This window comes from Pseudomonas sp. W2Jun17 (assembly GCF_023127795.1).
Lineage (GTDB): Bacteria > Pseudomonadota > Gammaproteobacteria > Pseudomonadales > Pseudomonadaceae > Aquipseudomonas > Aquipseudomonas synxantha_A.
This window is the reverse complement of the sequence record NZ_SPKO01000024.1, coordinates 19,106-44,168: the sequence shown is the minus strand read 5'-3', so window position 1 is coordinate 44,168 and position 25,063 is coordinate 19,106. Positions and strand designations below refer to the sequence as shown.

Sequence of the window (25,063 nt, the reverse complement as noted above, 5' to 3'; positions counted from 1 at the left end):
TGAGTGGCCGTGAGGGGAGGGCAGGTTTTTATCCCGCCGCGTTATTCAGAAACGCATGCACATTGTTCTGCTTGAAGTTGAGCTGTGGGTGCAACTCGACCATCTCGAACGACAGCGCCAACAACCGCTGCGCCTGCAATTGGGCGAAGTGCGCGGTGATCACCGCGAACACGGCTTCGGCCACCGCCTGGCGCGTGGCCAGGTCGCGGCCGTGGCCGACCTTGAGGGTCATGTGCACGAAGGCGTAGTCATGCTTGCCGTCGGCCATGCGCCAGGTGTCCAGGCGCACACCACGGCTACGGATGCCGCCCAACGGAAACACGCCACTGTCGCCCAGCACGCGGTGGATTTTTTCAAACAGGCCAGGCAAATCGGCCTGAGGTTCAAGGTTGTCGGTGTACTCAGCGATAAAGTGCGGCATAGGTTTCTCCCAAAGCTACAGCGGGAAAATTGCGTTGATCTGGCCAGTGCCCGAACTGCCGAACGGCGGTGTGATGATCTCGGCCGGCTGGGCATAGTCCGGCCCACCCAGCAGGCCCAGGAGCATGGCGGTGTCGTGCATCTTGCCTTCGCCAAAGCAGTGTTCGGCATAGTCCGGCAGCATCGCGCAGAACTCTTTGAAGCGACCTTGTTTCCACATGTCCACCACATGCAGGTCCATCTGCTTATCGAATTCGCGGGTCCAGTTGTGGATATTCGCTTCAGCCTGGCGGTCATCCGAGAACCGATGGGACAGTGAGCCGGAGGCCAGCACCAGCACTTTGCGGTCACTCTTTTCGATGGCCCGGCGCACAGCGGCGCCGAAGGCAAAGCTGTCTTCCAGGCGATGCCAGGCGCACCAGGCAGCGATGGAAATCACCTTGAGTTTTTGATCCTCGGGCACGCCCATGTGCATGTAGCGCAAGGGCACCAGCGTGCCGTATTCCAGCTCCAGGCTCGGGATGTTATGGGCCATGCTGCGCACGCCGGCCAGGTTGGCTTCGGCGGCGATCAGCTCGCCCAACTCGGGGCAGCCGGGGTAGGCGTAATCCATGTTCTTGATGAAGTGCGGTAGCTCGTTGCTGGTGTAGGTGCCCTGGAACTGCTCGCCACAGTTGACGTGATAACCGCTGTTGACCAGCCAGTGCACGTCGAACACCACGGCGGTGTCGGCCCCCAGTTCGCGGGCGCGCCGGCCGATTTCCTTGTGCCCGGCAATCGCCGCTTCGCGACAGCCGTGATGCTTGCCGGGCAGTTCCGACAGGTACATCGACGGTACGTGGCAGATCTTCGCTGCCAGAACCACTTCGCCCATGATGATTCTCCTGAATAATTATTCTTGTAAGGCTTGTGAGGTCCCTGTGGGAGCTGGCTTGCCTGCGATTGCATCGACTCGGTACGGCTGAAGGACCGCGGTGTCTGCATCGCGGGCAAGCCCGGCTCCCACAGGAGGCTTGTTTGATCCTGGGCTACACACCCCAGCGCGGAATGTGATGACTGCCCATGGAAATACACACGTTCTTGATCTCGGCAAACACTTCAAAGCTGTACTGGCCACCCTCGCGCCCGGTGCCCGAGCCTTTCACCCCGCCAAAGGGCTGACGCAAATCGCGCACGTTCTGGCTATTGATAAATACCATGCCCGCCTCAATACCGCGCGCCAGCCGATGAGCCTTACCGATGTCCTGGGTCCAGATATAGGACGCCAGCCCGTATTCGGTGTCGTTGGCCAGTTGCAGCGCTTCGGCTTCGTCCTTGAACGGGATCAGGCACACCACCGGACCAAAGATTTCTTCCTGGGCGATGCGCATCCGGTTGTTCACATCGGCAAACACCGTTGGCTGGATAAACTGGCCGCGGCTCAGGTGCGCCGGCAAGTTGGCCGGGCGCTCCAGGCCGCCGGCCAGCAGTGTGGCGCCTTCCTCCAGACCGATCTTGATGTAGCCGGTGACCTTGTCGTAATGGGCCTGGGTGATCATCGAACCGACCTGGGTCTTGGGGTCCTGCGGGTCGCCTACGATCAGGCGCTTGGCCCGCGCCGCGAACTCGGCGACAAATTGCGGGTAGACGCTTTCCTGAATAAAGATCCGGCTACCGGCGGTGCACCGCTCGCCGTTCAGGGAGAAGATCGTGAACAGTGCGGCGTCGAGGGCGCGCTCCAGGTCGGCGTCTTCAAAAATCAGCACCGGCGACTTGCCGCCCAGCTCCATGGAGTACTTTTTAAGGCCGGCGGTCTGCATGATTTTCTTGCCGGTGGCGGTGCCGCCGGTAAAGGAAATCGCCCGCACATCCGGGTGGCGTACCAGTGCATCACCAGCGGTGGCGCCGTAGCCCTGGATCACATTGAGCACGCCGTTGGGGATCCCGGCTTCCACCGCCAGGCGTCCCAGTTCATTGGCGGTCAGTGGCGACAGCTCCGACATTTTCAATACGGCGGTATTGCCCAGCGCCAGGCACGGCGCGGTCTTCCAGGTGGCGGTCATGAACGGCACGTTCCATGGCGACACCAACCCGCACACGCCTACCGGCTGGTACAGGGTGTAGTTGAGCATCTGGTCGTCCACCGGATAACTGTGGCCGTCCATGCGGGTGCAGACTTCGGCGAAAAAGTCGAAGTTGTGCGAGGCCCGTGGGATCAGCACGTTTTTGGTCTGGTGGATCGGCAAGCCGGTGTCGAGGGTTTCAAGCTCGGCCAGGCGCGGCACGTTCTGTTCAATCAATTCGCCGAGCTTGCGCATCAAGCGTGCGCGCTCCTTGGCCGGGGTGTTGGCCCACTTGGGAAACGCCTCCTTGGCTGCCGCCACGGCTTGTGCGACTTCATCGGCACCACCGCTGGCGACTTCGCCGATGGCCTCGCCGGTGGCCGGGTTGTAGTTGATGAATACGTCTTTGCTCTCGACCTCACGGCCGTTGATCCAGTGTTTGATCATGGTGCTCAAGCCTCTTTGCGCACGGAGAAAAACTCCGTCTCACTGACAATACGGTTGACCAGGCGGCCCACGCCTTCGACTTCCACCACCACCTCATCGCCCGGCACCACATCGGCCAGGCCCTCGGGCGTGCCGGTGGCGATCATGTCGCCGGGTTGCAGGGTCATGAAGCTGGACAGGTATTCGATGAGGTAGGGGATATCGAAAATCATGTCTTTAGTGCTGCCTTCCTGGCGCAGCTCGCCGTTGATCCAGGTGCGCAATTTCAGGTTGCCTGGGTCGGGCACATCGGCCACGTCGACGATCCACGGGCCCACCGGGGTGGTGGCGTCGCGGTTTTTAACCCGCAGGTTGGGGCGGTAGTAGTTTTCCAGGTAGTCGCGGATCGCGTAGTCGTTGCACACCGTGTAGCCGGCCAGGTAATCCAGGGCGTCGGCGCGCTTGACGTTGCGTGCGGTCTTGCCGATCACCGCCACCAGTTCGCACTCGTAGTGCATGTAGGCGACGTTGTCCGGGCGCCAGGTGACTTGGCGGTGACCGGTGTAGGTGCCGACCGACTTGATAAAGGCCAGCGGTTCGGTCGGCGGTGTGAAGGCCAGTTCGGCGGCGTGATCGGCGTAGTTCAAGCCCAGGGCGAACATATTGCCGGTGGCGGGCGGCAGCCATTGCACCTGATCTTCGGCAAGCCGCCGGCCATCGCTGAGGCGCACGCTGTGATCGTCGTCTACCTGCACGGCATGGATCTGACCTTCAAAACGGATACGTGCGCGCTTCATGCCAGTGCCTCCGCCTGAACGATATTGAGCAGGCGGCCGACGCCAGTGATTTCAACTTCAACACGATCACCCGGCTGCACATCCACGCGGCCCTCCGGTGTACCGGTGATCAGCACATCACCGGGGTGCAGGGTCATGAACTCGCTGATCTCGGCGATCAATTGCGGGATATCGCGCACCCAACGGGCGGTGGAGTTTTGCTGGCGCAGTTCGCCATTGACGAAGAGCTTGAGGGCCAGCTCGTTGGGGTTGGCCACTTGATCCCGGGCAATCACTTGCGGGCCCAAGGCGCAAAACCCATCGCGGCATTTGGCTTTGACGGCAGGGCGGTAATAGCTGTCTTCCGGCAGGCTGAATTCGTTGACCACCACATACCCGGCGACATGGGCCATGGCATTGTCCAGGCTGACGCGGCTGGCGCGCTGGCCGATCACCACGCCCAGCGCCTGGCCCGGTTGCAGGCGCTCGCCTGCAGGCTGCAACACCACGCCGCCATGGGCATTACGGGTGTTGGGCGTCTTGATGAACAACACTGGCTTGGTTGGCGGCTTCTGGTAGGGCGCCTGCGCGAAGGCGGCGAGATGTTGGTCCAGCAGGCCCTGGTAGTTCAGCGCAACGCCGAACAGGGTGCCGCTGGCAACATCATGCAGGGTACGGCTCATGCGTTTCTCCTGGCGGTGACGACGGCTGCATAGGCAGTTCGTTAAGTTGTTAACGTTATAATTAATATGTTAACTACCGTCAAGCGTGGCACACTCCGATGGCATCACAACAACAAGAGGAGGGCGACGTGCAGCCGATTCCCAACATCAACCTCGGGCAGGTCTACGACCAGCGTTACAGCGACGCCGAGGTGCATTACGACAAGCTGGGCAACCTGGCAGGTTTTTTCGGGCGCAATATGGCCGTGCATCGCCATGACCGGTTTTTCCAGGTGCATTACGTCAAGAGTGGCGCGGTGCGGGTGTATCTGGACGACCGCCAGTACGTCGAAGCAGGGCCGATGTTTTTCCTCACGCCGCCCACGGTGGCCCACGCCTTCGTCACCGAAGCCGATGCCGACGGGCATGTGCTGACGGTGCGCCAGCAGCTGGTGTGGGGCTTGATCGACGCCGACCCCAGCCTCGCCTCCGGGGCTGCGTGTGTCGCGCTGGGCGCCAACGCCGAAGGGCTGGACCAGCTTTTCGAAGAACTGTGCGGCGAGATCAACGCCGAACGGGCAGGCCGCGCAGCCGCCCTCGACAGCCTGACGCGCTTGATCATGATCCGCCTGCTGCGCCTGTGCGCCCACGCCCTGCCGGCACGGCCGACGGCCCATGAAGACCTGCGGATTTTTCATCGCTTCAACGAACTGATCGAAGCCCATTACCTGGAGCATTGGCCGCTGGCGCGTTATGCCCAGGCCATCGGCGTGACCCAGGCACGCCTCAATGAGGTGTGCCGACGCATCGCCGACCTGCCCTCCAAGCGCCTGATCCTTGAGCGCCTGATGCAAGAGGCCAAACGCCTGCTGTTGTTTACCGGCAGTTCTGCAAATGAAATCTGCTACCAGCTGGGGTTCAAGGACCCGGCATATTTCAGCCGGTTTTTCCTGCGGTATGCGCAGATGACGCCGGGGGAGTATCGGTTGCGGCAGTCGGCGTTGCGTTGACGCGCCACGCTCCACCCAACGCCGTATACAAGTTCACCTCCGCCACCAGCTGCGCCAGCCTGTCCACGATCAACGCCTGTTGCGAGCTGAACAACGCACGCTGCGCATCGAGGAACGTCAGGTTGCTGTCCACGCCGCTGCGGTAGCGGTGCTGGGCCAGGTCGTAATAGTTCTGGTTGGCGGCGACGAAATCCCGTTGCGCATCCAGTTGGTCGTTGAAGGTCTGGCGAGCGGCAAGGCCGTCGGCCACTTCCTGGAAGGCGCTCTGGATGGACTTTTCGTACTGGGCCACCGTGATGTCCCTCTGCAACTTGGCATAATCGAGGCTGGCACGCAGGCTGCCGGCGTTGAAGATCGGCAGGTTGATTTGCGGCTGGAAGGTCCAGGTGCCCGAGCCGCCCTTGAACAGACCCGACAGCTCCTTGCTGGTGCTGCCGGCATTGGCCGTGAGGGTCACGGACGGAAAGAACGCAGCACGGGCGGCGCCGATATTGGCGTTGGCCGCCTGCAACTGGTATTCGGCCTGGAGGATATCCGGGCGGCGTTGCAGCAGGTCGGAGGGCAACCCGGCGGGGACGCGGGCGACCAGATCATCGGCCAGCGGGCGAGCGGGCAGATGCTTATCCACCGGGCCGCCCACCAGCAGCACGAGGTTGTTAAGGTCCTGGGCGACCTGGCGTTCATAGCGAGCGACGCTGGCGCGGGTGCTTTCCACTGCGGTACGGGCTTGCACCACCTCCAGCGCCGAAGCTTTGCCTGCGTTTTTGCTGCGGCTGGTCAGTTGCCAGCTGTAGTCGTTGGCCACCAGGGTTTGCTCGGCCAGGGCCAGTAGTTCCTGATCGGCGCGCCAGGTCAGGTAGGCGTTGGCCACGTTCGCCACCAGGCTCAATTGCGCACTGCGCCGGGCTTCTTCGGTGCCCAGGTAAGTCAGCAACGCCTGTTCGCTGAGGCTGCGCACGCGGCCGAACAGGTCCAGCTCATAAGCGCTCAGGCCCAAGGTGGCGGAATAGTTGGAGGTGATCGCCGATTTGCCGGTGCCTGTCACGTTACCCGGCAATTTCTGACGCTTGCCGGCACCGCTGGCGGAGATCGCCGGGAACAGGTCGGCGCGCTGTATACGATACTGCGCCTGGAACGCCTCTACATTCAGGGCGGCTACCCGCAGGTCGCGGTTGTTGACCAGGGCATCGGCAATCAACCGTTGCAGCGCCGGGTCGTGGAACAGCTGCTGCCAATCCGGATTCTGCGTCAGGTCGCCGGCCTGCGCCAGGCTGTACACGCCGCCTTGAGGAAACTGCGCAGGCGTCGGCGCTGCTGGCCGCTGATACTCGGGGATCAGCGAACAGCCACTGAGCGTCCACGCCACCCCGACGCAGCAAAGCATCCGTTTGTTCATCAGGCACCCACCATCCATTTGGCCAGGCCATGCCGGCCGCTCACGCCCAGCTTGGCGGCGGCGCGCTTGAGGTAGGTTTCGATCGAGCTGTTTTTCACACTGAGTTTTTCCGCGATCTGCGGCACGGTGCCGCCGGTCAGCAGGCCGAGGCACACTTCCTGCTCACGCGCCGAAAGGGTGATATCGCTCAGAGCCAGGCGCTTGTAGAACTCGCGCTGCAATTGCGATTGTTCCAGCAGGGTGTGGGCCGGCTCAATCTCCGCGTGCGGCACCTGGCGCAGCAGTTGCGCGTGCCGCTCCATCAACGGCAACAGGGTGTCCGACAAGCACTTGAGAAACGACAACTCAGCCAGGGAAAACCCACGCTGAGTTGGCGGCCGGTAGAACGAAATCACACAGCGTCGGTTCCCTTGGCGCGATACCAGGTTGCACTGGTGCGAACTGCCCAATGGGTGCGCGCTGTTGGCCTTGGCTTTCATCTGGATCAACAACGGGTCTTGCATGCGCAGCATTTCGCGCATCAGCGGGTGGTCGTTCAACGGGTGCAGTGTCTGGGGTACAGACAACTCCTTTTTCAGCCCGGCGCTGCCCAGCAGCTTGATGTCGAGCACGCGGTCGCGCAGCTCATCGAGCGTCCATTCGCTGAGGTCCACCAGGTGAATCGGCACCCATTTGTCTACCAGGTGCAACATGTCTGCGGCGAAGCGTTCATGGCCGCTATTTGAAATCAACTCGCCCATTTCGGCATAAAAATGCGGGCCCTGTGTGTCGCCAATACTGCGGGTCAGACTCATAGCCATTTCATCCTTGATGTCGAAAACCGTCTGCGGAGGCTCCGGGCTGCGGCGGGGCGATCCGTACTGCTTGAACGTAACTCGGCGTTCGAGATTTTATTTAGCCATATGGATTTGTCCTACGTATGTAGCGGAAACGAGGGACACAAGCTGCCATAAAATCTGCGTCATTATTCCGACGTTTCTGGTCAATAAAACCGGCAACGAACGCTCGCAAGGTATTTTTAGGTTTAAGTAACTGGATGATATTTAAAGTAAAAGTCTAAATTCTTGCAGAGGTTCAAAGTGCCAGCATCGGCCATGTATAGCCAATTTCCTACAGCGCTTTAATCGTTTCAGCAGTGAACGACCCACCAAGCCCGTTCCATCCATTTGAATGTCCGGGTTTCGGGTGACAGACGCCTGCGGCCCCCCCATGCTCAAATCCGGCAAATTCGGCGTAATGGGCCACCCTGCGCGGCCAGTGCCTGACCTCCATGAGAAGGATCTTATGCAGTATTCCTCCCGCCAGCCGGCCAGCTTCCCCCTCACTGCCGCCCAACAGGACATTTGGCTTGATCAGATGCGCGTGGGCGATTCGCCGCTGTATAACATTGGCGGCTATCTGGATGTTGCCGGCCCAGTGATGCCTGAGCGCATCCAGCAGGCCGTAGCGCAGCTGGTGTCCAGACACGATGCGTTGCGCATTCAATTGCATACCGACGCCGAAGGGCTGGCGCGGCAAACCTTCGCTTCGGCACTGCCGGTGGACGTGGCCTTGCATGACTTCGCGGCGTTACCCGACCCGTGCGCCGCGAGCCGGGCCCTGATGCAGGCGCAAATGGCCCGACCGTTCATGATGAGCGGCGCGCCGCTGGTGCGCGTCCTGCTGGTCAAACTCGACGACGACCACTACCACCTCGGTATCCAGGCTCACCACCTGATTCTCGACGGCTGGGGCTTCGGCCAGTTGGTGCAGTCCCTCGCGCAGTTGTATACCGCCCTGGAGCAAGGCCGGCACGTGGAGCCGTTCGCACCGTCCTATATCGACTTTATCGACACCGACCAGCACTACCTGCACTCGGCCCGTTACGCCCGTGACCGTGACTATTGGCTGGACAAGTTCCAGGTACTGCCCGAGCCACTGCTGATGCCCAAGCAAACCACCAAGGCGTCGAGCAACACCTTCCTGGAAGGGTTTGCGGTGGCGCTGCTCAACCGTATGGAGCAGGTCGCCAACCGCTGCCAGGCGTCGGCTTTTCATGTGCTGCTGGCGGCGATGTATGTGTATTTCAGCCGCACCAGTCAACGCCAGGAATGGGTAGTGGGGCTGCCGATTCTCAACCGCTCCAACGCGCGTTTTCGCGCTACCGTCGGCATGTTTGCCCAGGTCAGTGCGGTGCGTTTTCAGTTCAGCGAGGGGTTGCCTTTTGGTGAGCTGGTGCGCGGCATACGCGATCAGCTCAAGCAGGATTTCCGCCATCAGCGCTTCCCGTTAAGCGAGATGAACCGTGAGCTTGGCCTGCGACGAACCGATCGCGGGCAGTTGTTCGACCTGTCGGTGTCGTTCGAGCAGGACGACCATGACCTGCGTTTTGGTCAGGTGCAGGCGCGCGCCATCAAGGTGTCCAACCACCATGAGGCATTGCCGATCGCCATTCACCTGCGCAGCAACCGCTACCAGGACAGTGCGTGGCTGCATTGCGTCTACAACGAGGCGTACTTCCAGCACGACGAAGTCCAGGCGATGGCGCGCGGCTTCACCTGGCTGTTGGAGCAAGGGCTGGAAGACCCCTCGCTGCCAGTCGGTGAGTTTTCCATGCTGGCGCCTGAAGCTCAGGCTCGGCTGCTGCACTGGAACGCCACCGCGCAGCCCAACGCATTGCCGCAAACCTTGCACCGGCGGATTGAAGCGCAAGCCGCACACACGCCCGACGCCATTGCCGCGGTGTATCAGGGCCATCAGCTGACCTACGCCCACCTCAACCGTCAGGCCAATGCCCTGGCGCATCAACTATTGGCACACGGCGTACAGCCGGATGATTGCGTGGCCGTGCTGGCCCGACGCGGGCTGGACACGTTGGCGGGGTTGTTGGCAGTGCTCAAATCCGGCGCCTGCTACGTGCCGCTGGATCCGGCCCATCCGGCTGAACGCCTGGACTACCTGCTGCAAGACAGTGCGCCTGTGGCAATCCTGACCCAGCAGGATTTGCGCCAGCGCCTGCCTGTCTCCACGGTGCCAGTGATCGCGCTGGAGCAGGTCACCTCGCACATCGACAGTAACCCCGAGGTCGCGGTCTCGCCGTCGAACCTGGCCTATGTGATTTACACCTCCGGCTCCACCGGCTTGCCCAAGGGCGTGATGGTGGAGCACCACAGCGTATCGAACCTGGTGGACTGGCACTGCCGGGCGTTCGACCTGCACGCGGGCAGCCATACCGCCAGCGTCGCCGGCTTTGGTTTTGATGCCATGGCCTGGGAAGTCTGGCCGGCGTTATGCGTGGGTGCAACGCTGCACCTGCCACCGGCCCACGACGGTGCGGAAGATATCGATGCGCTGCTCGACTGGTGGCGCGCGCAGCCACTGGACGTGTGTTTCCTGCCCACGCCTGTGGCCGAATACGCCTTTAGCCAGCAGCTTGGGCATCCTACCTTGCGCACCTTGCTGATTGGCGGCGATCGCCTGCGCACGTTCACCCAGGCGCAGACGTTTGCACTGATCAACAACTACGGCCCTACCGAAGCCACTGTGGTTGCCACCTCCGGAGCCATTGAGGTGGGCCAGCCGCTGCACATCGGCGCGCCGGTCGCCAACGCCCAGGTTTATCTGCTGGATGCGCAACAACGCCCGGTGCCGATTGGCGCAGTGGGGGAGTTGTATGTGGGCGGCAAGGGCGTGGCGCGGGGGTATCTGAACCGTCCTGAACTGAATGCCGAACGCTTCCTGGACGATCCTTTCAACGGCGCGCGTATGTACCGTACCGGCGATCTGGCGCGCTGGCTGTCGGACGGCAATCTTGAGTACCTGGGGCGCAACGACGACCAGGTAAAAATCCGCGGTGTACGCATCGAGCTGGGGGAAATCGAATCGGCCCTGGCCGCCCACCCGGCGATCAAGGACGCGGTAGTGCAGTTTCGCCAAGGGCAATTGCTGGCCTGGTTTATCCCGCGCGAGCCAGTCGATATCCAAACCCTGCGCGCCCATCTGCAGGCCTCGTTACCTGACTACATGGTGCCGGCGGCCTATGTCCGCCTTGAGGCGTTGCCCCTGACCGCCAATGGCAAGCTCGACCGCAAAGCCTTGCCCGCACCCAGCCAGGAAGCCTTTGTCACTCGCCGCTTCGAAGCTGCGCAGGCGGGTGTGGAAGCTACCCTTGCGCAGATCTGGGCCGAGTTGCTGCACGTGCAGCAAGTAGGGCGCCACGACCATTTCTTCGAGTTGGGCGGGCATTCGCTGTTGGCGGTGCAACTGGTGCAGCGCATGCGCCAGGCCGGCCTGCGTGCCGATGTGCAGGTGCTGTTCGGCCAGCCAACGTTGGCGGCGCTGGCGGCAGCGTGTGGCGGTAATGAAATGGCGGTGCCAGACAATCGAATCCCGCCAGGCTGTACGCATATCACTACCGATCTGCTCGCCTTGGCCGAGCTGGATCAAGCCAGCCTCGACCACATCGTCGCAAGCATCCCTGGTGGCGCAGCGAATGTGCAGGAAATCTACCCGCTGGCGCCGTTGCAGGAAGGCTTGCTTTATCACCACATCACCGATGCGCACGACCCGTATCAGCAACAGGCTCTGTTCAGCTTTGCGCGCCGCGAGCAACTGGATGCCTTCGCCCACGCCCTGCAACAAGTGATCGACCGCCATGACATCCTGCGCACCAGCCTGGTGTGGGATGCCCTTGAACAACCGATGCAGGTGGTGTGGCGAAAAGCGCGGTTGCGGGTCGAACCGCTGCGCGAGCCGGCTCAACCGCTGGACTTGCGCCAGGCGCCGCTGATGGCCCTGGACTACGCCGAAGAACCTCACCATCAGCGCTGGATCGCCAGGCTGCGCTTTCATCACCTGGTCAACGATGCCACTTCGACCACCCTGTTGGTGGACGAGATCCGCGCCCATCTGCTCGGCCAACAGGCGCAACTGCCCGTGCCGGTGCCGTACCGCAATGTGGTGGCGCAAGCCCGATCAGCCGTGCGCCAGGCTGCGCACGAGGCGTTCTTTCGCCAGCAGTTGGCAGAGGTGGATGAGCCGACGCTGGCGTTTGGCGTGCAGGAGCGCCAGGCCAAGCGTGCCGAGACCGAAGAAGCCGAACGCCTGCTCAATGACGCGCTCAACCTGCGCCTGCGCAGCCAGGCCCGCGCTCTTGGCGTGAGCGCCGCGAGCCTGTTCCACCTGGCCTGGGCCCAGGTGCTCAGCCGGGTGGCGAGCCGCGACGATGTGGTGTTCGGCACCGTACTGCTTGGCCGCTTGCAAGCCGGCGAGGGTGCCGAGCGGGCGTTGGGCATGTTCATCAACACCTTGCCGCTGCGCCTGCGCCTGGTCGGGCAAAACGTGGTGGATGCACTGCACGACACCCACACACAACTGAGCGCCTTGCTCGCTCATGAACAAGCCTCCCTGGCGTTGGCCCAGCGTTGCAGCGGCGTGTCACCGCTGTTCAACAGCCTGCTCAATTACCGCCACACCTCGGCCGATCCCGAACTGAAACTGGTACCGGGCATGGCCTTGCTCAACAGTGAAGATATCCTCAGTTACCCGCTGATGTTGACGGTGGATGACGTGGCCAGCGGTTTCCGGCTCAAAGCCAAGGCGCCGTGCACCGTGGGTGCCGAGCGGGTCCTGAGCTACTTTGACACGGTGCTCAATGGCCTGGTGGATGCGCTTGAGCAGGCGCCGAAAATGCCGCTTCGGGACATACAGGTGTTGCCCGCCAGCGAGTTGCACACCCAGTTGTCAGGCTTCAACGCCACCGCCACGGACTACCCGCAAACCCTCACCGTCCAGGCGTTGTTCGAAGCCCATGCGCGGGACATTCCCGATGCCATCGCGGTACAGGCCGGCGAACAGCAACTGACCTATCGCGAACTCAACGAGCGCGCCAACCAACTGGCCTTTCATCTGCGCGAGCGTGGTGTACGGCCCGACTCGCGGGTGGCACTGTGTGTGGAGCGCGGGTTGGAGCTGGTGGTGGGGTTATTGGCCATTCTCAAGGCGGGCGGTGCCTATGTGCCCCTCGACCCGGGCTACCCACGCGAACGCCTGGCCTACATGCTCGCCGACAGCCAGCCGGTGGCGCTGCTGGTACACGGCGCTACCCGCGAAGTGCCGGGCGAGGTTGCAATCCCCGTGATCGACTTCGACCACTGCACCTGGAGCCAGGCGCCGACCGACAATCCGTCGGTACCGGGTTTGAGCGTCGCCAACCTGGCTTACGTGATGTACACCTCGGGCTCCACCGGCATCCCCAAGGGCGTGATGATCGAACATCGCGGCCTGGGTAACCTGCTGCACTGGGGCTCGCAATTGTGCCCCGACGCAGCAGGCGGCGCCTTGTTGCAGCGCGCGCCATTCAGCTTTGACGGTTCGGTGTGGGAACTGTTCTGGCCATTGAGCAACGGTATGCGCCTGGTGCTGGCGCGGCCCGATGGTCATCGTGAACCTGCGTACCTGGCCCAGTTGATTCGCGAGCAGCACATCAGCGTGATCAAGTTTGTGCCGGCGATGTTGCAGCAGTTTCTTGAGCTGGACGAGTCGGCGCTGTGCACCAGCCTCACCGATGTGTTGTGCGGCGGCGGCGAACTGACCGAAGCTCTGGCCCGTGGCGTCCAGGCGCGTTTGCCCAAGGTGCGCTTGCACAACGTCTACGGCCCCACCGAAGCCACGGTCGACAGCAGCGCCTGGACCCTCGAACCCGGCGCGCCAGTACCCGCGGTGCAACTGCCGATTGGCCGGCCGATCAACAATACCCGCTTGTACGTGTTGGATGCCCATGACGCACCGGTACCCATAGGCATCAGCGGTCAACTGCATATCGGTGGTGTGGGAGTAGCCCGCGGCTACCTGGGGTTGGAGCAGATGACCGCCGAGCGGTTTATCGACAGCCCCTTCGTTGTCGGTGACCGCCTATATCGCACGGGCGACCTGGTGCGCTACCTGCCGGACGGCAATCTGGAATTCCTCGGGCGCAATGATTTCCAGGTCAAACTGCGCGGTGTGCGCCTGGAGTTGGGAGAAATCGAAGCACGCCTGAGTGCACACCCGGCGTTGCGTGAAGTGGCGGTGCTGATTCGCGATGAGCGCCTGGTCGCCTACTTCACCCTGCGCGGCCAGGCGCCGAGCCTGGAAGACTTGCGCGCCCATGTGCTGGATCAACTGCCGGAAGTCATGGTGCCGGCCGCCTTCGTACAACTCGACGCACTGCCCCTGAACCCTGCCGGCAAACTCGACCGCAAGGCCCTGCCGGAGCCGGGCCTGGACGCGGTGCTCAGCCGTGCCTACGAAGCGCCCCAGGGCGAAGTGGAAACCTTGATGTCCGGCATCTGGGCCGACGTACTGAAACTGGAGCGGGTAGGGCGCCACGACCACTTCTTCGAACTGGGCGGGCACTCGCTGCTGGCAGTCAACCTGGTGGCCCGCCTGCGCAAGGCCGGGCTGGAAGTGGACGCACGCACCTTGTTTAGCCAGCCAACCCTGGCGCAACTCGCCGCCAGGACCGTGGCGAAGGTCCAGCGCGTTGAAGTGCCGCAAACCGCCATTCCCGCCCTCAACCGCCGCCGCAGGATCTGAGGATTGGAATGCATTCAATCTGGGAGGGGGCTTGCCCCCTCCCACATTCTACGGTGCTGCCTTCAAGGGCTTCATGCACTCGATAGAGCGATCCACTGTGGTTCTGGCGATCTCCAGCAAATGCCACACCGCCAGAATCTTCGCCCGCACGGGGCTGTCCAGCAGCTCGCTACAATCGAGCGCTGTCGCTGAGGCACTGTCGAGCAGGCTGGCGGTGTACAGCAACGCATCTTCAAAACTCAGATCGTCGTTGACGCTGTGAAAACCCTGCCTGGGCAGGTAATGGTCAATGGCGCGGTTGAACGCGGCACGGGTTTTTGCGGGGTCGAAGGGTGGGTCGGGTAAGACTTTATTCATGGTGTAGCTCCGTGTTGGATTAGGAGCCGACACCCGTCGCGACTAAACGAGGGTGGTGGCTGTACGCAGGTTAGTCGACCGGCCCAACACGAAATATCCGGCGCACCCGAAGGTGCCCTACGCACAGCCACCATAAAACTCATGGGGGACCATGCCGTGTTGGAAGAAGCGGGCGACTAAACCCGATCACTGATGAGCAGTGACGGATCGCAGACTAGCCACCGATTCCAACCGGCACAAGGCGGCGGGGATTGTCTCGGAAATGTCCTGCAATTTAAAGAGAGATGGCTTGCTGGCCTTTTAAAATTGTTTCGAGAATAAGAGCTGGCCGGACCGTTTGTCGGATTAGTTACCTACTTTCTTGAGTTTCACGTTGTTTCCTACGCAGAGTCCGTTCGCAGTTAATTTTCATATCAGAAAAATGATGATTTATAAGGCGTTAATTTCGCTAGGGATTATCACGGTGTGAAAGTTTGAATCATTCTTTTCTTCTTTGAGGAACTATTGGTGGTCCGATTTTAATGAGTGAAATTTCCTAGTTGGAAGTAATGCTTTTCCTAAGGGTAGAGTTTACTTTTCTTGCGTGATTTTCTACTTCTACTAAATTGTGGGAGTTGCTTAAATTAAGTGGAGTACCATTAATTCTGAGGGGTTTGAAAGTGAAAGAATCAGAGGAGGATGGTGCCATTTCCATGAGGTGAGCCATGTATATCTATCCCTTATCTAAACCGATTTTACTATCGATGCTTTTTGTTAAGGAGCAGTTAAAGGAACCCGTTGCAGTGCTCTGGATAGTGATATCCCCCGCAGTCACCTTCTACTTGATAACTTACGCCAGAATCTCTGGTGAGGAAGCAACCCGTGACTACGCGTCTGCCACTTCATGGTTCTACGCTTTCATTTCTTCAAGCGTCGCGTTGTTTGGATTGGCTTTTTATATAGTGGGGCGCAGGGAAAGTGGTTTTTTACGTTCCTTTGTTTATACAAGACGTACCAAGCTAATTTTTCTCGTTGGGCAGTTTTTGGCGTACTCCTTCATGTCTGTTATCTATTGCTCCGTTTTTTATGTACTGACGCGAGGTTATTTTGGTTCGATGGCGATGGAAGAATGGATTGTCATAGTTGGGCGTTTTTATATGTGCTTATTGTTGTTTTCCACGCCCTCGCTTTTGCTGACGCTACTGCCTATCGGCTTTCAAAATACCAACACTCTTTTCTCCATGATTTCAGTCGGGATGTTGGCATTAGGTATCGGTAGCCTGAACACTTCACATCCAGTGCTTAACGTGATCGGCATCTTTAATCCGATGGAATGGGCCAATCGCATCATGACGATGGGAGTATCTGAATCCGCACCTGTGGTGGCGGGGGTTGTAGGGTTGATCAGCGTCACAGGGTGGTTGGTGTTCCGATTTTTACTCATCAATCCTGTTTGGAGTCGGTACTAATGAAAAGGCTGCTCGTGGATGAACTGAATTTAAGGCATGCCCAGCATGTTTTATTCAATAGCGCTTCATTGGCGGTCGAGGCGGGGGCGATCACAGGTTTGTTGGGGCCTAATGGATCCGGAAAAACCAGCTTTTTTGACGTGGTCTGTGGTCTGAAAAAAATGAATGGCGGGAAAGTGCATCATTCATTTTCCAAGCTGCTTTACCTATCGCAAATCATCGCAACGCCGCCTGTCTTTCGCATGTTTGATGTTTTCAAGATGATGATGCTTTTTTGTTCCGACACGCCGATTACGCAACGGCACGCCTTGGACAAAATTGAAAAGTGGAGCCCCGGCATTGCTGAGCGTTACCGCGAAATCTGGGCGAAAAAAATCATCCCTTTGCAGCTATGGTGAAAAGCGCTGGTTTTTTACGCTGTCCTTGCTGTCCGTCAACGCAGATCTGGTGATTCTGGATGAGCCGACCGCGGGTGTTGACTCCGAATTTCGTTATCACATCTGGAGGTGTCTGGAGGGAGCGGCCGCAGAGGGAGTCGCGGTACTTGTTTCATCACATAACGTCGATGAGATCGTCACTCACTGCGATGATTTCTACATGCTGAGCCAACAGCGTTTCAATCGTTTCACCGATGCCGAGGGTTTCATGAGCAGTTACGGTGGGAGTACCTTGGATGAGGCATTTATTCACGCAGCGAGCCTGCACAGAATCTGAGAGCTGACAATGTGCTCGACTCCACTATCGCTGTCGAATTCTGATGTGGAAGGTATTCAATGTGGGAGGGGCCCCCCGATAGCGGAGTGTCAGCAGCAAATATCTCCACTGACTCGGCCCCATCGGGAGCAAACCCCCTCCCACATTTTGAGGTTTTGCCTTCAAGGCCTTCATGCCCTCAATGGAGCGATCCACTGTGGTTCTGGCTATCTCCAGCAAATGCCACGCGGCCAGAATCTTCGTCCTGCAATTTAAAGAGAGATGGCTTGCTGGCCCTTTACAAACCATGACAAAACTGCCAGCAGTGACAGCTCATATTTTGGCGTAGGAAAAATCTGTCATGACGAGCGTTGATGGCTACCCTGATGAGGTTTCGCTTTTTCGGACAAGGTTGAGCTTAGTTAAATGGAGGCTCCTACTCACCACCGTAAAGGATTGCGATGAACATGGATGTCAGTCATTTTCGTCAAGAGGCAGCCAAAGTCAGACTTTCAAAAGCCGCATTTGATGAGTTGTTGTGCGCAAAGAATATAGTCGAGTCCAGTGGCCAAAATCATCGCTTCGATATAACACCTGCCTGCATCAATCCGCTTAGCTCACCCATCCTGCATGCGGAATTAAACAATATTCGAAACATGATTGACCATGAAACTCATGTGTTGATCTTGGATGGCTTTAAAGTCGATAGCCTCGCAGTCTTCAAATCACTCATTTGGACATTTGGCTCTTTGCTGGGAAAGCCAATGGTGCAGAATCATCTCGGTCATAAGGTTATTGAAGTATACGATCGGGGCGGTAAGAGTATTGAAGAGGGTGCCAGATACCACCAAACCCGGCAGGGTGCTTACGTACACAACGATGGTGTGAGTGACCCGCTACCTATCGACTATTTGATCTTGGCGTGTGGTCAGAAAGCACTGCTGGGTGGTGAAAGCATTCTGATTAATGCGAGCGCGGTCTACGCAGAGCTGATGACGTTTCCAGATGTACTGACACAGCTGAAATGCGATTTCTTTTTTGAGAATCGAGGCATGGCCGAGGATGAGACGCTGTTTAAAGCGCCCATCTTGAGTTTTTCAGACGCAGGCATTCCTTTGATCAGGTATTTTCGTGTCTACATTGAGTCGGCTCATCTGAAGGCTGGTGTCCCGTTGACCCTCGCACAAACTCAGGCGCTGAATATACTGGATGCTGTGCTCGACCAGTCTTCAGTCCAGCATCGCATACTGCTTGAACCAGGGCAGGTATTGATTTCTGCCGACAACAAGTTCCTGCATACCCGCACGCATTTCATAGACAGGAATGTTCCCTGTGCGCAGATCAATGATGATGAGCGGCTGAGCGATCTCAATCGCTACATGCTACGGATGTGGTTACGCAAGCCATGATGCCTGGCTTGCCCTGCATAACTGATTCCTCCCTGTTTTCAGCAAAAGCCGAGCCCCATGGACAACTCCGATATCGCGATCACCCTGGTCTTGATCTCCGCCTTCATGCACGCCACTTGGAATGCCGTAGTACGCGCCGGAAGCAGTCGCTTTATGACTTTGGCAATGGTCGATGGCACCGCATTGCTGATCTGTCTGGCAGCGCTGCCGTTGGTTCATGTGCCAAGCCTTGAGGTGTGGGGCTATGTGCTGGTTTCCGTAGTGCTCAATACGATCTATCGATTGTTTCTGATCAAGGCTTACGAGACCGGCGATTTCGGTCAGGTTTACCCGGTCATGCGTGGTGTGCCGCCGGTACTGGTTGCGCTTTTTTCCTACTTCTTACTGCATGAGCAGCTGTCGTTTCAGGCGATGGCAGGTGTGCTGATGATTTGCGTGGGGATCATCAGCCTGACATTTGTGCGCAGGATGACGGCGCACATGCTCAAGCCGATCCTGATGGCGGTGTGCGCTGGAGCGTTCATTGCGTCCTATACGGTGGTGGACGCCAAAGGCGTGCGAGCCAGTGAGACGGTGCTGCAATACATCATTTATCTGACGGTATTCCAGAGCATCCCGATCCCGTTATTGGCGTTGATCAAGGCGCGTCCGGCATTCACCCAGGCCATCCGCTGCCACTGGCGGGTAGGAATGTTGGGAGGGGTGTTTTACCTGGCGTCCTACGGCCTGGTGTTGTTTGCGTTGTCCCTGGATGCGGTAGCCAAGGTGTCCGCGTTGCGGGAAACCAGTGTTATTATCGGCACCATTATTGCCGCACTGTTTTTTCATGAACGGTTTGGCTGGCGGCGAATGCTGTCGGCATTCGTCATTGTTGGCGGGATCATCCTGATCAAAGTGAGCAACTGATGGCCCAACGTCCGCCCCCGACCCCTATGCTTCAAGCCTTCGTGAGTGCCGCGCAGACCGGCAGTTTTGCGCGTGCCGCATCCGAGTTGAACCTCACCGCCAGCGCTATCAGTCATCAAATCGCAGGTCTGGAAGAGTGGTGGGGGGTGCAGTTGTTCGAGCGCCACTCACGGGGCGTCAAACTCACGCCGGCGGCGCAGGCACTGTTGCCGGTGGCCGAAGGTTTTTTCAAAGACCTGGATGCTGTGCTGCATTCGCTCAGTCCCGGTAAACCTCAACCGCTTTACCTCGCCTGTACGTCCTCTCTGTGCTCAACCTGGCTGATTCCCAGGATGCATGGTTCTCATGCTCACGCGTCGTTCAATCTGGATTTGGTGTTGACCAGCGCGGACATGAGCAGCAGCAGCTTGAGTGCGCATCAGTATGACGTCGCCGTGGTGATGGGGTACGGCGACTATCCGGACCACCATGTCGAGCTTTTGATGCGCGATGCGGTATTTCCTGTATGTTCGCCAGCGTTTGCGCGTATACACGGCGATATTGCCCTGGCGGATATCGCCCAGTACCCATTGATTCATCGGGTGGATGATCAAGTGTGTCCAGGGTGGGAGAGCTGGTTTGCCTTCCAGGGGCTGCAAGCACCGCCCTATCACCATGGCCCACGCTTTCCTGATTCCAGTTTGGCTATCAGCCTGGCGGTAAAAGGCGGGGGAATTGCGTTGGGCAGAACTGCACTGGTACATGACGCGTTGAAGGAGGGAGCCTTGGTTGCGCTGGAAGCTCCTGTGATGATGTCGCCGGCTGCCTATTACATCATTTGCCGAGAGGGTCGTCAGTCGGAGCCGGATATCGCTCGGTTGTTTGATTGGCTCAAGGCGCAGGCTGACGAGTTTGTGTGCGAAGTTTAAATGCACCCCGTAGGGGGCTCACGCCAAGCCTTTGCAAACAGCACCTCTTCGATTCTCAGCGTGGCATCGGAACAAACGCCACGCTCCCTCCCTCACGCTTCTGAAACAAGCGCTCGCCATTATCCGATTGCGTAGTGACCACTCGATGATCCACGCCCAGAAACGCCAGCGGCATCGGGTCTTCCCTGGAATACTGCGCGATGATAATCGTGTGTTGCGGATCGAACCTTTGGCCGCTGGTCTTTTCCAGCCAGGCCATGAACGCGGCGCTGTTGCCCTGGCGGGGGTAGTCCTGGGTTTCGCTGACGTAGTAGAAGGGCCTGCCGTGGTTTTGCAGGTACATGGGCAGCTTGTTGTCGACCTCCACCAGCACCATTTGCCATTGGTCCCATGGTGCGCTTTTCACGGCTTGGGCTTGCACATCCTCGGCGAAGCGGGTCACGCCGCCGTTGCCGGTAGTCCAGGGGTAGATCACACCCAGCACCAGCAAGAGCAGGCCTGCGCTGATGCCGAAGCCTTTTTGCCAGCGCGGCCAGCTCGCCGGTTTTTTCTTTAGGCGTTCGCTCAGCCACCAGGCGGCGAGCAGTTGGGCAAAGGGCACCAGCGGCAGTACGTAGTAGCTGCGGCGGCTGCCGCTGGCGGTGAAGAATGCAAACAACAGGCCCAGGCCCCACACCAGCCAGCGCACGTTGGGTGGGGTGTGGCGCCAGTGCCGCACCGCCAGCCACAGGCCCAGTAGCCAGCAGGGGGCCCAGGGCAGGGTGTAGACCGGCAGGTAGATCAGGTAGGTGTAGATCGGCCCCATGTGATCGAAGGGGTCGAAGAAACGCACCACGTTTTCCCTGAACACCAACGCCAGACCGCTCTCGCCATAAGAGGGCGCGCCGTAGCGCTGGGACAGTACGAAAGGAATCGCGTAAAACGCCGCGGCGATCAGCATGGCCAACAGCAGACGCAGATTGAGGTGGCGTTTGTAGCGCTGCTGGCTGAGCAGGTGCGGCAGCAGCACCAGCCCAGGCAGCACAAAACCGATCAAGCCCTTGAACAGAGACGTCGCTGCCAGCAACAGGAAAAACACCGTGTAGCGCCCAAGCCTGGTGTCTTCCGGTCCGCGCCAATACCACCACACGGCTGCCAGCACGCCGCACACGGTCAGCACGTCGGCCGTGGCGACCCTGGCCCAGAACAGGAAGTAGAAGGTGGTGGCGAGCATCCAGCCGGCGATCAAGCCTGTGCCTTTGCGAAACAGCCGTTCGCCGATCAGGTACACCAGCCAGATACTCAGCCACGCTGCAATCACCGATGACAGACGCAACGACCACGGGCCAAGGCCACCCATCAAGCTGGCGAAGCCGGTGATCAGCCAGTAGGAGGGCAGGGGTTTGTCGTAATACGGCGTGCCTTTGAGATACGGGTCGAAGTAATCACCGCTTTGCAGCATCTGCAAGGCGATGTTGGCCCAGCGCGTCTCCGGCCCCCATAGGTCGCGGCTGCCCAGGCCCAGCAGCAAAAGCAAGGCCGAGACGCCCAGCAGTAAAACCAGGGCGCCGCGTTCGGTTTTCCATAGGCTCATGGGCTGTTCCTGCAAAGGCGATCAAGGTTGTTGGGGGTAAATCGTCAGTACCAGGTTGCCCTTGCGATAGCGCTTGCCGCCGGGCGGCAATTGCCCTTCTTCGCGGTGCTCGCTGGTGCTGCGGACCCGCATCAGCACGCCCACCGAACCTCGCTCGCGGGCTTCGGCCAACCAGGCTTGCACGTTGTCGAGTGTGACCTTGCGGTGCGCCGCTTCTTCGTAATGCAAGCCGTAGCGCAGCTCGCCCTCGGTGCCGTAAAACGCCACCTCTGGCTCACGCAGGCGCCATGACAATGCCGATGCCAGGCCCAGTTCGTTGCTCAGCAAAGCACGGGTGTGTTGCAGTTCGTCCAGGTGCTCAAGCACGAACTGGTCGGGCATTTCGTTATCCGCTATCAACTGCGGCATTCCCGCCGGCAGCAGGGCTACCAGCAAGCCAATGCCCAGCGCCGGCATCGCCCACAACGTCAGCGGGCGCACCGCTTGCAACAGGTTGGCGAGGATCCAGCCCAGCAGCACGATAAAAGCCAGGGACAGGCTGAACATCTCGGCGTGGCTGTTGCCGTACAGCGGGTCGGTGATTTGTAGGTAAATCAGCCCGACCATGGCCGCCATGCCGAGAACGAAATTGACCGCGCCGTTGATCACAATCGTACGTGCCTTGCCTTGCTTGATCAGGTCGATCAAGCCGTGGCCCATCAGCAGCGCCAGGGGCAGCAGGCAGGGCATGATGTAGGTCGGCAACTTGCCTTTGCTCAGGCTGAAAAAGCCCAGGGGCAGCAGCCACCACAGGGCGAGAAAGGCAATCGCCGGCTGGCGTTTTTCGTTCCAGGCCTTGCACAGTGTTGTCGGCAGCAATGCGGCCCACGGCAGACACGCCACGACCATGATCGGCAGGAAGAACCAGAACGGCCGCGCATGTTGCGCATTGTCGGAGGCGAAGCGGCGAATGTGTTCGTGCCAGAAGAAAAAGCGCCAGTAATCCGGTTCCCGCACATGGATCGCCAATGCCCACGGCAGGCAAACCAGTACCGCGACCATAATCGCCACCGGCCCGTAGCGCAGCAACTCACCGACGCGGCGCTGCCAGATCAGGTAAGGCACCGCGACCAATACCGGCAGCAGCCATGCCAGAAACCCCTTGGTCATGAACCCCATGCCGCACGCCAGCCCCAACAAGGCCCAGCAACCCAGACGCCCACCTAAGGTGGGGCTGTCGAGAGCAAACCACAGGGCGACCAGGCTCAGGTTGACCCACAAGGTAAATTGCGGATCAAGGTTGGAATACCCGGCTTGCCCGGCCACCAAGCCAAAGCTCATGTAGAGCAGGGCGCAGGCGAAGCTTTTACGTGGGTCGTTCCACAAGCGCCGCGCGATCAGGTAGGCCAGCAGCACACTCAGCGCCGTGGCCAGGACCGAGGCGATACGCACGCCGAACAGGTTCTCGCCAAACACCGCCTGGCCCAGGGCAATCAGCCAATAGCCCGCGGCGGGCTTTTCGAAATAACGCACGCCCATAAAGTGCGGCGCTACCCAGTTGCCGCTCATCAGCATTTCCTGGCTGACCTGGGCATAACGGGTTTCATCCGGAATCCACAGGCCGTGAAAGCCCAGGGGCAGCAAGAAAAAAACGGCAAAGCCCAGGATTAACCAGGGCAGAGGGCTCAAGCGGGTCATGAGCACGTCGCTCCATGACGTTCAAACAGGTGCAGGAAGAGTATTGAATTAATCGGGCCGAGCATCGTGATGTTCACTGAATCAATGAGGGGGGAACCTAACTAAGAGGCGCAACTGAACATGCCAGAACAGGGCTGTCGTTTTGCTGAACGTAACAGCTGCTGGATATGTAAATAAGTGTAATTAAAGTTGTTTAACTACTGCGGCCCATTGCTGGATTTTCAGAGTGCCCATTGCCTCAAGTTTGCCGTTGGGCAATACCTTGACGAACAGCGCACTGCCATATTCGGCCGCTGCGGCATGGGGAAAGCCCAGGCTCGTCTGGAAGTCGCTCATGCAGGCGCTGTGGGTGATCAACATCAGGTTGCGACCCGGCTGTTTATGGCTGAGGATTTCCTCCGCCATGGCATCCCCGCAAATGGCGAGCGGGCCAGGGGACAGCTCGGTCTTGCCGAACATGAACAGCGAGGTTTGGGCAGTGCGCGTGGTCGGGCTGCTCAGCACGTCGGTGGCCTCCATACCCAATGAATCAAAGGCTTTGCCCAGCTCGGTCGCGCGTTGCGTGCCCTGGATCGTGAGGCCGCTGGCAGGGCCGAAACAAGGATTTGTCGAGCGGTCGCAGCGTTCTTCATGACGCACCAGTACCACCAGGTCGCCCTGGCGCCAACTGGCGAGCACCCCGGAGGTGACCAGGCGATTGCCGACACCCAGATCAAGCGGGGAAGACGGCCACAACAGAAAACCTGTCAGCAGCAGGCCGATTACGCCGATGCCCAGCACAGGCAGGCGGTATTTTTTCAGGCGCTTCAACCTTGCCCATTTGGGTTTTGGATTGGCCAGGATCATGTCTGCCACGCTGTTCACCCTCGGCCCTTTAATTATGTTTATAACAAGTGCAGTTAATGGACGATCGCCCGTTGTGGAGCAGCAGCCTGTCACAGTACTGCTGTCTTTTTGCTGAACATTAGCGTCGTAAAAAGTGTGAAAATTAGTAACTAACAAGTTGCGGGTTATCACCACTGGGAGCGCACTTTAAAGTGTCGCGGATGGGCAGGCGGTGAAATCCATGTGAAAAATTTGCGTGGGCATCACCCTCAGCCGTTATTCTCGTTGGCAGTCCTTCAAATGAGCGTTCCTATGTTGCAGGTACAAGGGGTTATCAAACACTACGCCACTCCCCAAGGTCCGCTGGCCGTGCTGGCCGGTGTCGACCTGTACCTGGGGGCGCGCAGCAGTCTGGCGCTGATGGGCGAGTCGGGCAGTGGCAAAAGCACCTTGCTGCACCTGGTGGCCGGCCTGGACCGGGTCGACGGCGGCAGCATCCGCATTGGCGAGCAGCGCTTGGACCAGCTCAGCGAAGGGCAACTGGCCCATTGGCGCCGTACCGAAATCGGCCTGGTGTTCCAGCAGTTCAACCTGATCGGCAGCTTGCGTGTGGAGGACAACCTGGCATTCCAGGCACGCCTGGCGGGGCGTTTCGATCCGCATTGGCAGGCGCAGTTGGTGGAGCGCCTGGGGCTGGGTGATTTGCTCAAGCGTTATCCGGAGCAACTGTCCGGCGGGCAGCAGCAGCGGGTGGCGGTAGGGCGGGCGCTGGCCTCGCGTCCGGGTTTGCTGTTGGCCGATGAGCCCACCGGCAACCTCGACGAAACCACCAGCGATGAGGTGCTGCAGTTGCTGTTGGATCTGCTGCAGGACAGCCCTACCAGCCTCTTGATGGTTACCCACAGCCCACGCCTGGCCGCACGCCTGGACCAGCAGGTGCTGCTGCACCATGGCCGTGTCGTACCGATGGACGCGCGCTGA

18 protein-coding genes and 1 pseudogene are annotated in these 25,063 nt (G+C 59.5%); 8 read left to right on the top strand and 11 right to left on the bottom strand.

Annotation, left to right across the window (positions count from 1 at the left end):
- Positions 1-28: 28 nt before the first annotated feature.
- From E4O98_RS12155 to E4O98_RS12135, 5 genes are all read right to left on the bottom strand, one after another.
- Positions 29-421, bottom strand: coding sequence for a 5-carboxymethyl-2-hydroxymuconate Delta-isomerase (locus E4O98_RS12155; RefSeq protein WP_005789539.1), 393 nt, complete (start codon positions 419-421; stop codon positions 29-31).
- A gap of 15 nt (positions 422-436) precedes the next feature.
- Positions 437-1,294 (bottom strand): 3,4-dihydroxyphenylacetate 2,3-dioxygenase, encoded by an 858-nt coding sequence (gene hpaD, locus E4O98_RS12150; protein WP_248135213.1) that lies wholly within the window; start codon positions 1,292-1,294, stop codon positions 437-439.
- 154 nt (positions 1,295-1,448) lie between these two features.
- A complete protein-coding gene (gene hpaE / locus E4O98_RS12145; protein WP_103733836.1) occupies positions 1,449-2,909 on the bottom strand; it encodes a 5-carboxymethyl-2-hydroxymuconate semialdehyde dehydrogenase in 1,461 nt (486 codons plus the stop codon).
- Positions 2,910-2,914: 5 nt separating this feature from the next.
- Entirely contained in the window at positions 2,915-3,685 is a 771-nt protein-coding gene (locus E4O98_RS12140; RefSeq protein WP_032880384.1) for a fumarylacetoacetate hydrolase family protein, read from the bottom strand.
- A complete protein-coding gene (locus E4O98_RS12135; RefSeq protein ID WP_248135210.1) occupies positions 3,682-4,347 on the bottom strand; it encodes a fumarylacetoacetate hydrolase family protein in 666 nt (221 codons plus the stop codon). The genes E4O98_RS12140 and E4O98_RS12135 overlap by 4 nt, the downstream gene beginning before the upstream one ends.
- A 98-nt stretch (positions 4,348-4,445) precedes the next feature.
- Between E4O98_RS12135 and hpaA the strand changes: the two genes are divergently transcribed.
- Complete coding sequence (hpaA, locus tag E4O98_RS12130; protein WP_164699538.1) at positions 4,446-5,336, top strand: 4-hydroxyphenylacetate catabolism regulatory protein HpaA; 891 nt, start codon at positions 4,446-4,448, stop codon at positions 5,334-5,336.
- Here the strand turns inward: hpaA and E4O98_RS12125 are convergent.
- Both E4O98_RS12125 and E4O98_RS12120 read right to left on the bottom strand, forming a co-directional pair.
- Entirely contained in the window at positions 5,263-6,732 is a 1,470-nt protein-coding gene (locus tag E4O98_RS12125; protein ID WP_248135194.1) for an efflux transporter outer membrane subunit, read from the bottom strand. The genes hpaA and E4O98_RS12125 overlap by 74 nt on opposite strands.
- Positions 6,732-7,526, bottom strand: coding sequence for a helix-turn-helix transcriptional regulator (locus tag E4O98_RS12120; protein WP_032880390.1), 795 nt, complete (start codon positions 7,524-7,526; stop codon positions 6,732-6,734). Before E4O98_RS12120 ends, E4O98_RS12125 begins: the two co-directional genes overlap by 1 nt.
- Before the next feature lie 490 nt (positions 7,527-8,016).
- Here E4O98_RS12120 and E4O98_RS12115 point away from each other — a divergent pair, with 490 nt between their 5' ends.
- Positions 8,017-14,286 (top strand): non-ribosomal peptide synthetase, encoded by a 6,270-nt coding sequence (locus tag E4O98_RS12115; protein ID WP_248135191.1) that lies wholly within the window; start codon positions 8,017-8,019, stop codon positions 14,284-14,286.
- Positions 14,287-14,334: 48 nt separating this feature from the next.
- On the opposite strand, the gene E4O98_RS12110 is transcribed toward E4O98_RS12115, so the two are convergent.
- Positions 14,335-14,643: a hypothetical protein gene (locus E4O98_RS12110; RefSeq protein ID WP_005789528.1), complete on the bottom strand. Its 309-nt coding sequence runs from the start codon at positions 14,641-14,643 to the stop codon at positions 14,335-14,337.
- A gap of 704 nt (positions 14,644-15,347) precedes the next feature.
- Here E4O98_RS12110 and E4O98_RS12105 point away from each other — a divergent pair.
- The 5 genes and pseudogenes from E4O98_RS12105 (at position 15,348) to E4O98_RS12085 (ending at position 20,007) form a co-directional block, all read left to right on the top strand.
- Positions 15,348-16,091, top strand: coding sequence for an ABC transporter permease (locus E4O98_RS12105; protein WP_248135189.1), 744 nt, complete (start codon positions 15,348-15,350; stop codon positions 16,089-16,091).
- Positions 16,091-16,805: pseudogene (locus E4O98_RS12100) on the top strand (AAA family ATPase). Before E4O98_RS12105 ends, E4O98_RS12100 begins: the two are co-directional and overlap by 1 nt.
- Before the next feature lie 446 nt (positions 16,806-17,251).
- Positions 17,252-18,193, top strand: a complete 942-nt coding sequence (locus tag E4O98_RS12095) for a TauD/TfdA family dioxygenase (RefSeq protein ID WP_248135186.1) — start codon at positions 17,252-17,254, stop codon at positions 18,191-18,193.
- Positions 18,194-18,250: 57 nt separating this feature from the next.
- On the top strand, positions 18,251-19,099 hold the full coding sequence (locus E4O98_RS12090) for an EamA family transporter (protein WP_148853579.1): 849 nt from the start codon (positions 18,251-18,253) through the stop codon (positions 19,097-19,099).
- Entirely contained in the window at positions 19,099-20,007 is a 909-nt protein-coding gene (locus tag E4O98_RS12085) for a LysR substrate-binding domain-containing protein (RefSeq protein ID WP_032880399.1), read from the top strand. The genes E4O98_RS12090 and E4O98_RS12085 overlap by 1 nt, the downstream gene beginning before the upstream one ends.
- Positions 20,008-20,062: 55 nt before the next feature.
- Here the strand turns inward: E4O98_RS12085 and E4O98_RS12080 are convergent, their stop codons facing one another.
- The 3 genes from E4O98_RS12080 to E4O98_RS12070 form a co-directional block, all read right to left on the bottom strand.
- A complete protein-coding gene (locus E4O98_RS12080; RefSeq protein ID WP_248135183.1) occupies positions 20,063-21,580 on the bottom strand; it encodes a glycosyltransferase family 39 protein in 1,518 nt (505 codons plus the stop codon).
- Positions 21,581-21,601: 21 nt separating this feature from the next.
- Positions 21,602-23,257: a lipid IV(A) 4-amino-4-deoxy-L-arabinosyltransferase gene (gene arnT / locus E4O98_RS12075; RefSeq protein WP_248135181.1), complete on the bottom strand. Its 1,656-nt coding sequence runs from the start codon at positions 23,255-23,257 to the stop codon at positions 21,602-21,604.
- 183 nt (positions 23,258-23,440) lie between these two features.
- Positions 23,441-24,121, bottom strand: a complete 681-nt coding sequence (locus tag E4O98_RS12070) for a histidine phosphatase family protein (RefSeq protein ID WP_122733786.1) — start codon at positions 24,119-24,121, stop codon at positions 23,441-23,443.
- Positions 24,122-24,394: 273 nt separating this feature from the next.
- On the opposite strand from E4O98_RS12070, the gene E4O98_RS12065 reads away from it, so the two are divergent.
- A complete protein-coding gene (locus E4O98_RS12065) occupies positions 24,395-25,063 on the top strand; it encodes an ABC transporter ATP-binding protein (protein ID WP_248135178.1) in 669 nt (222 codons plus the stop codon).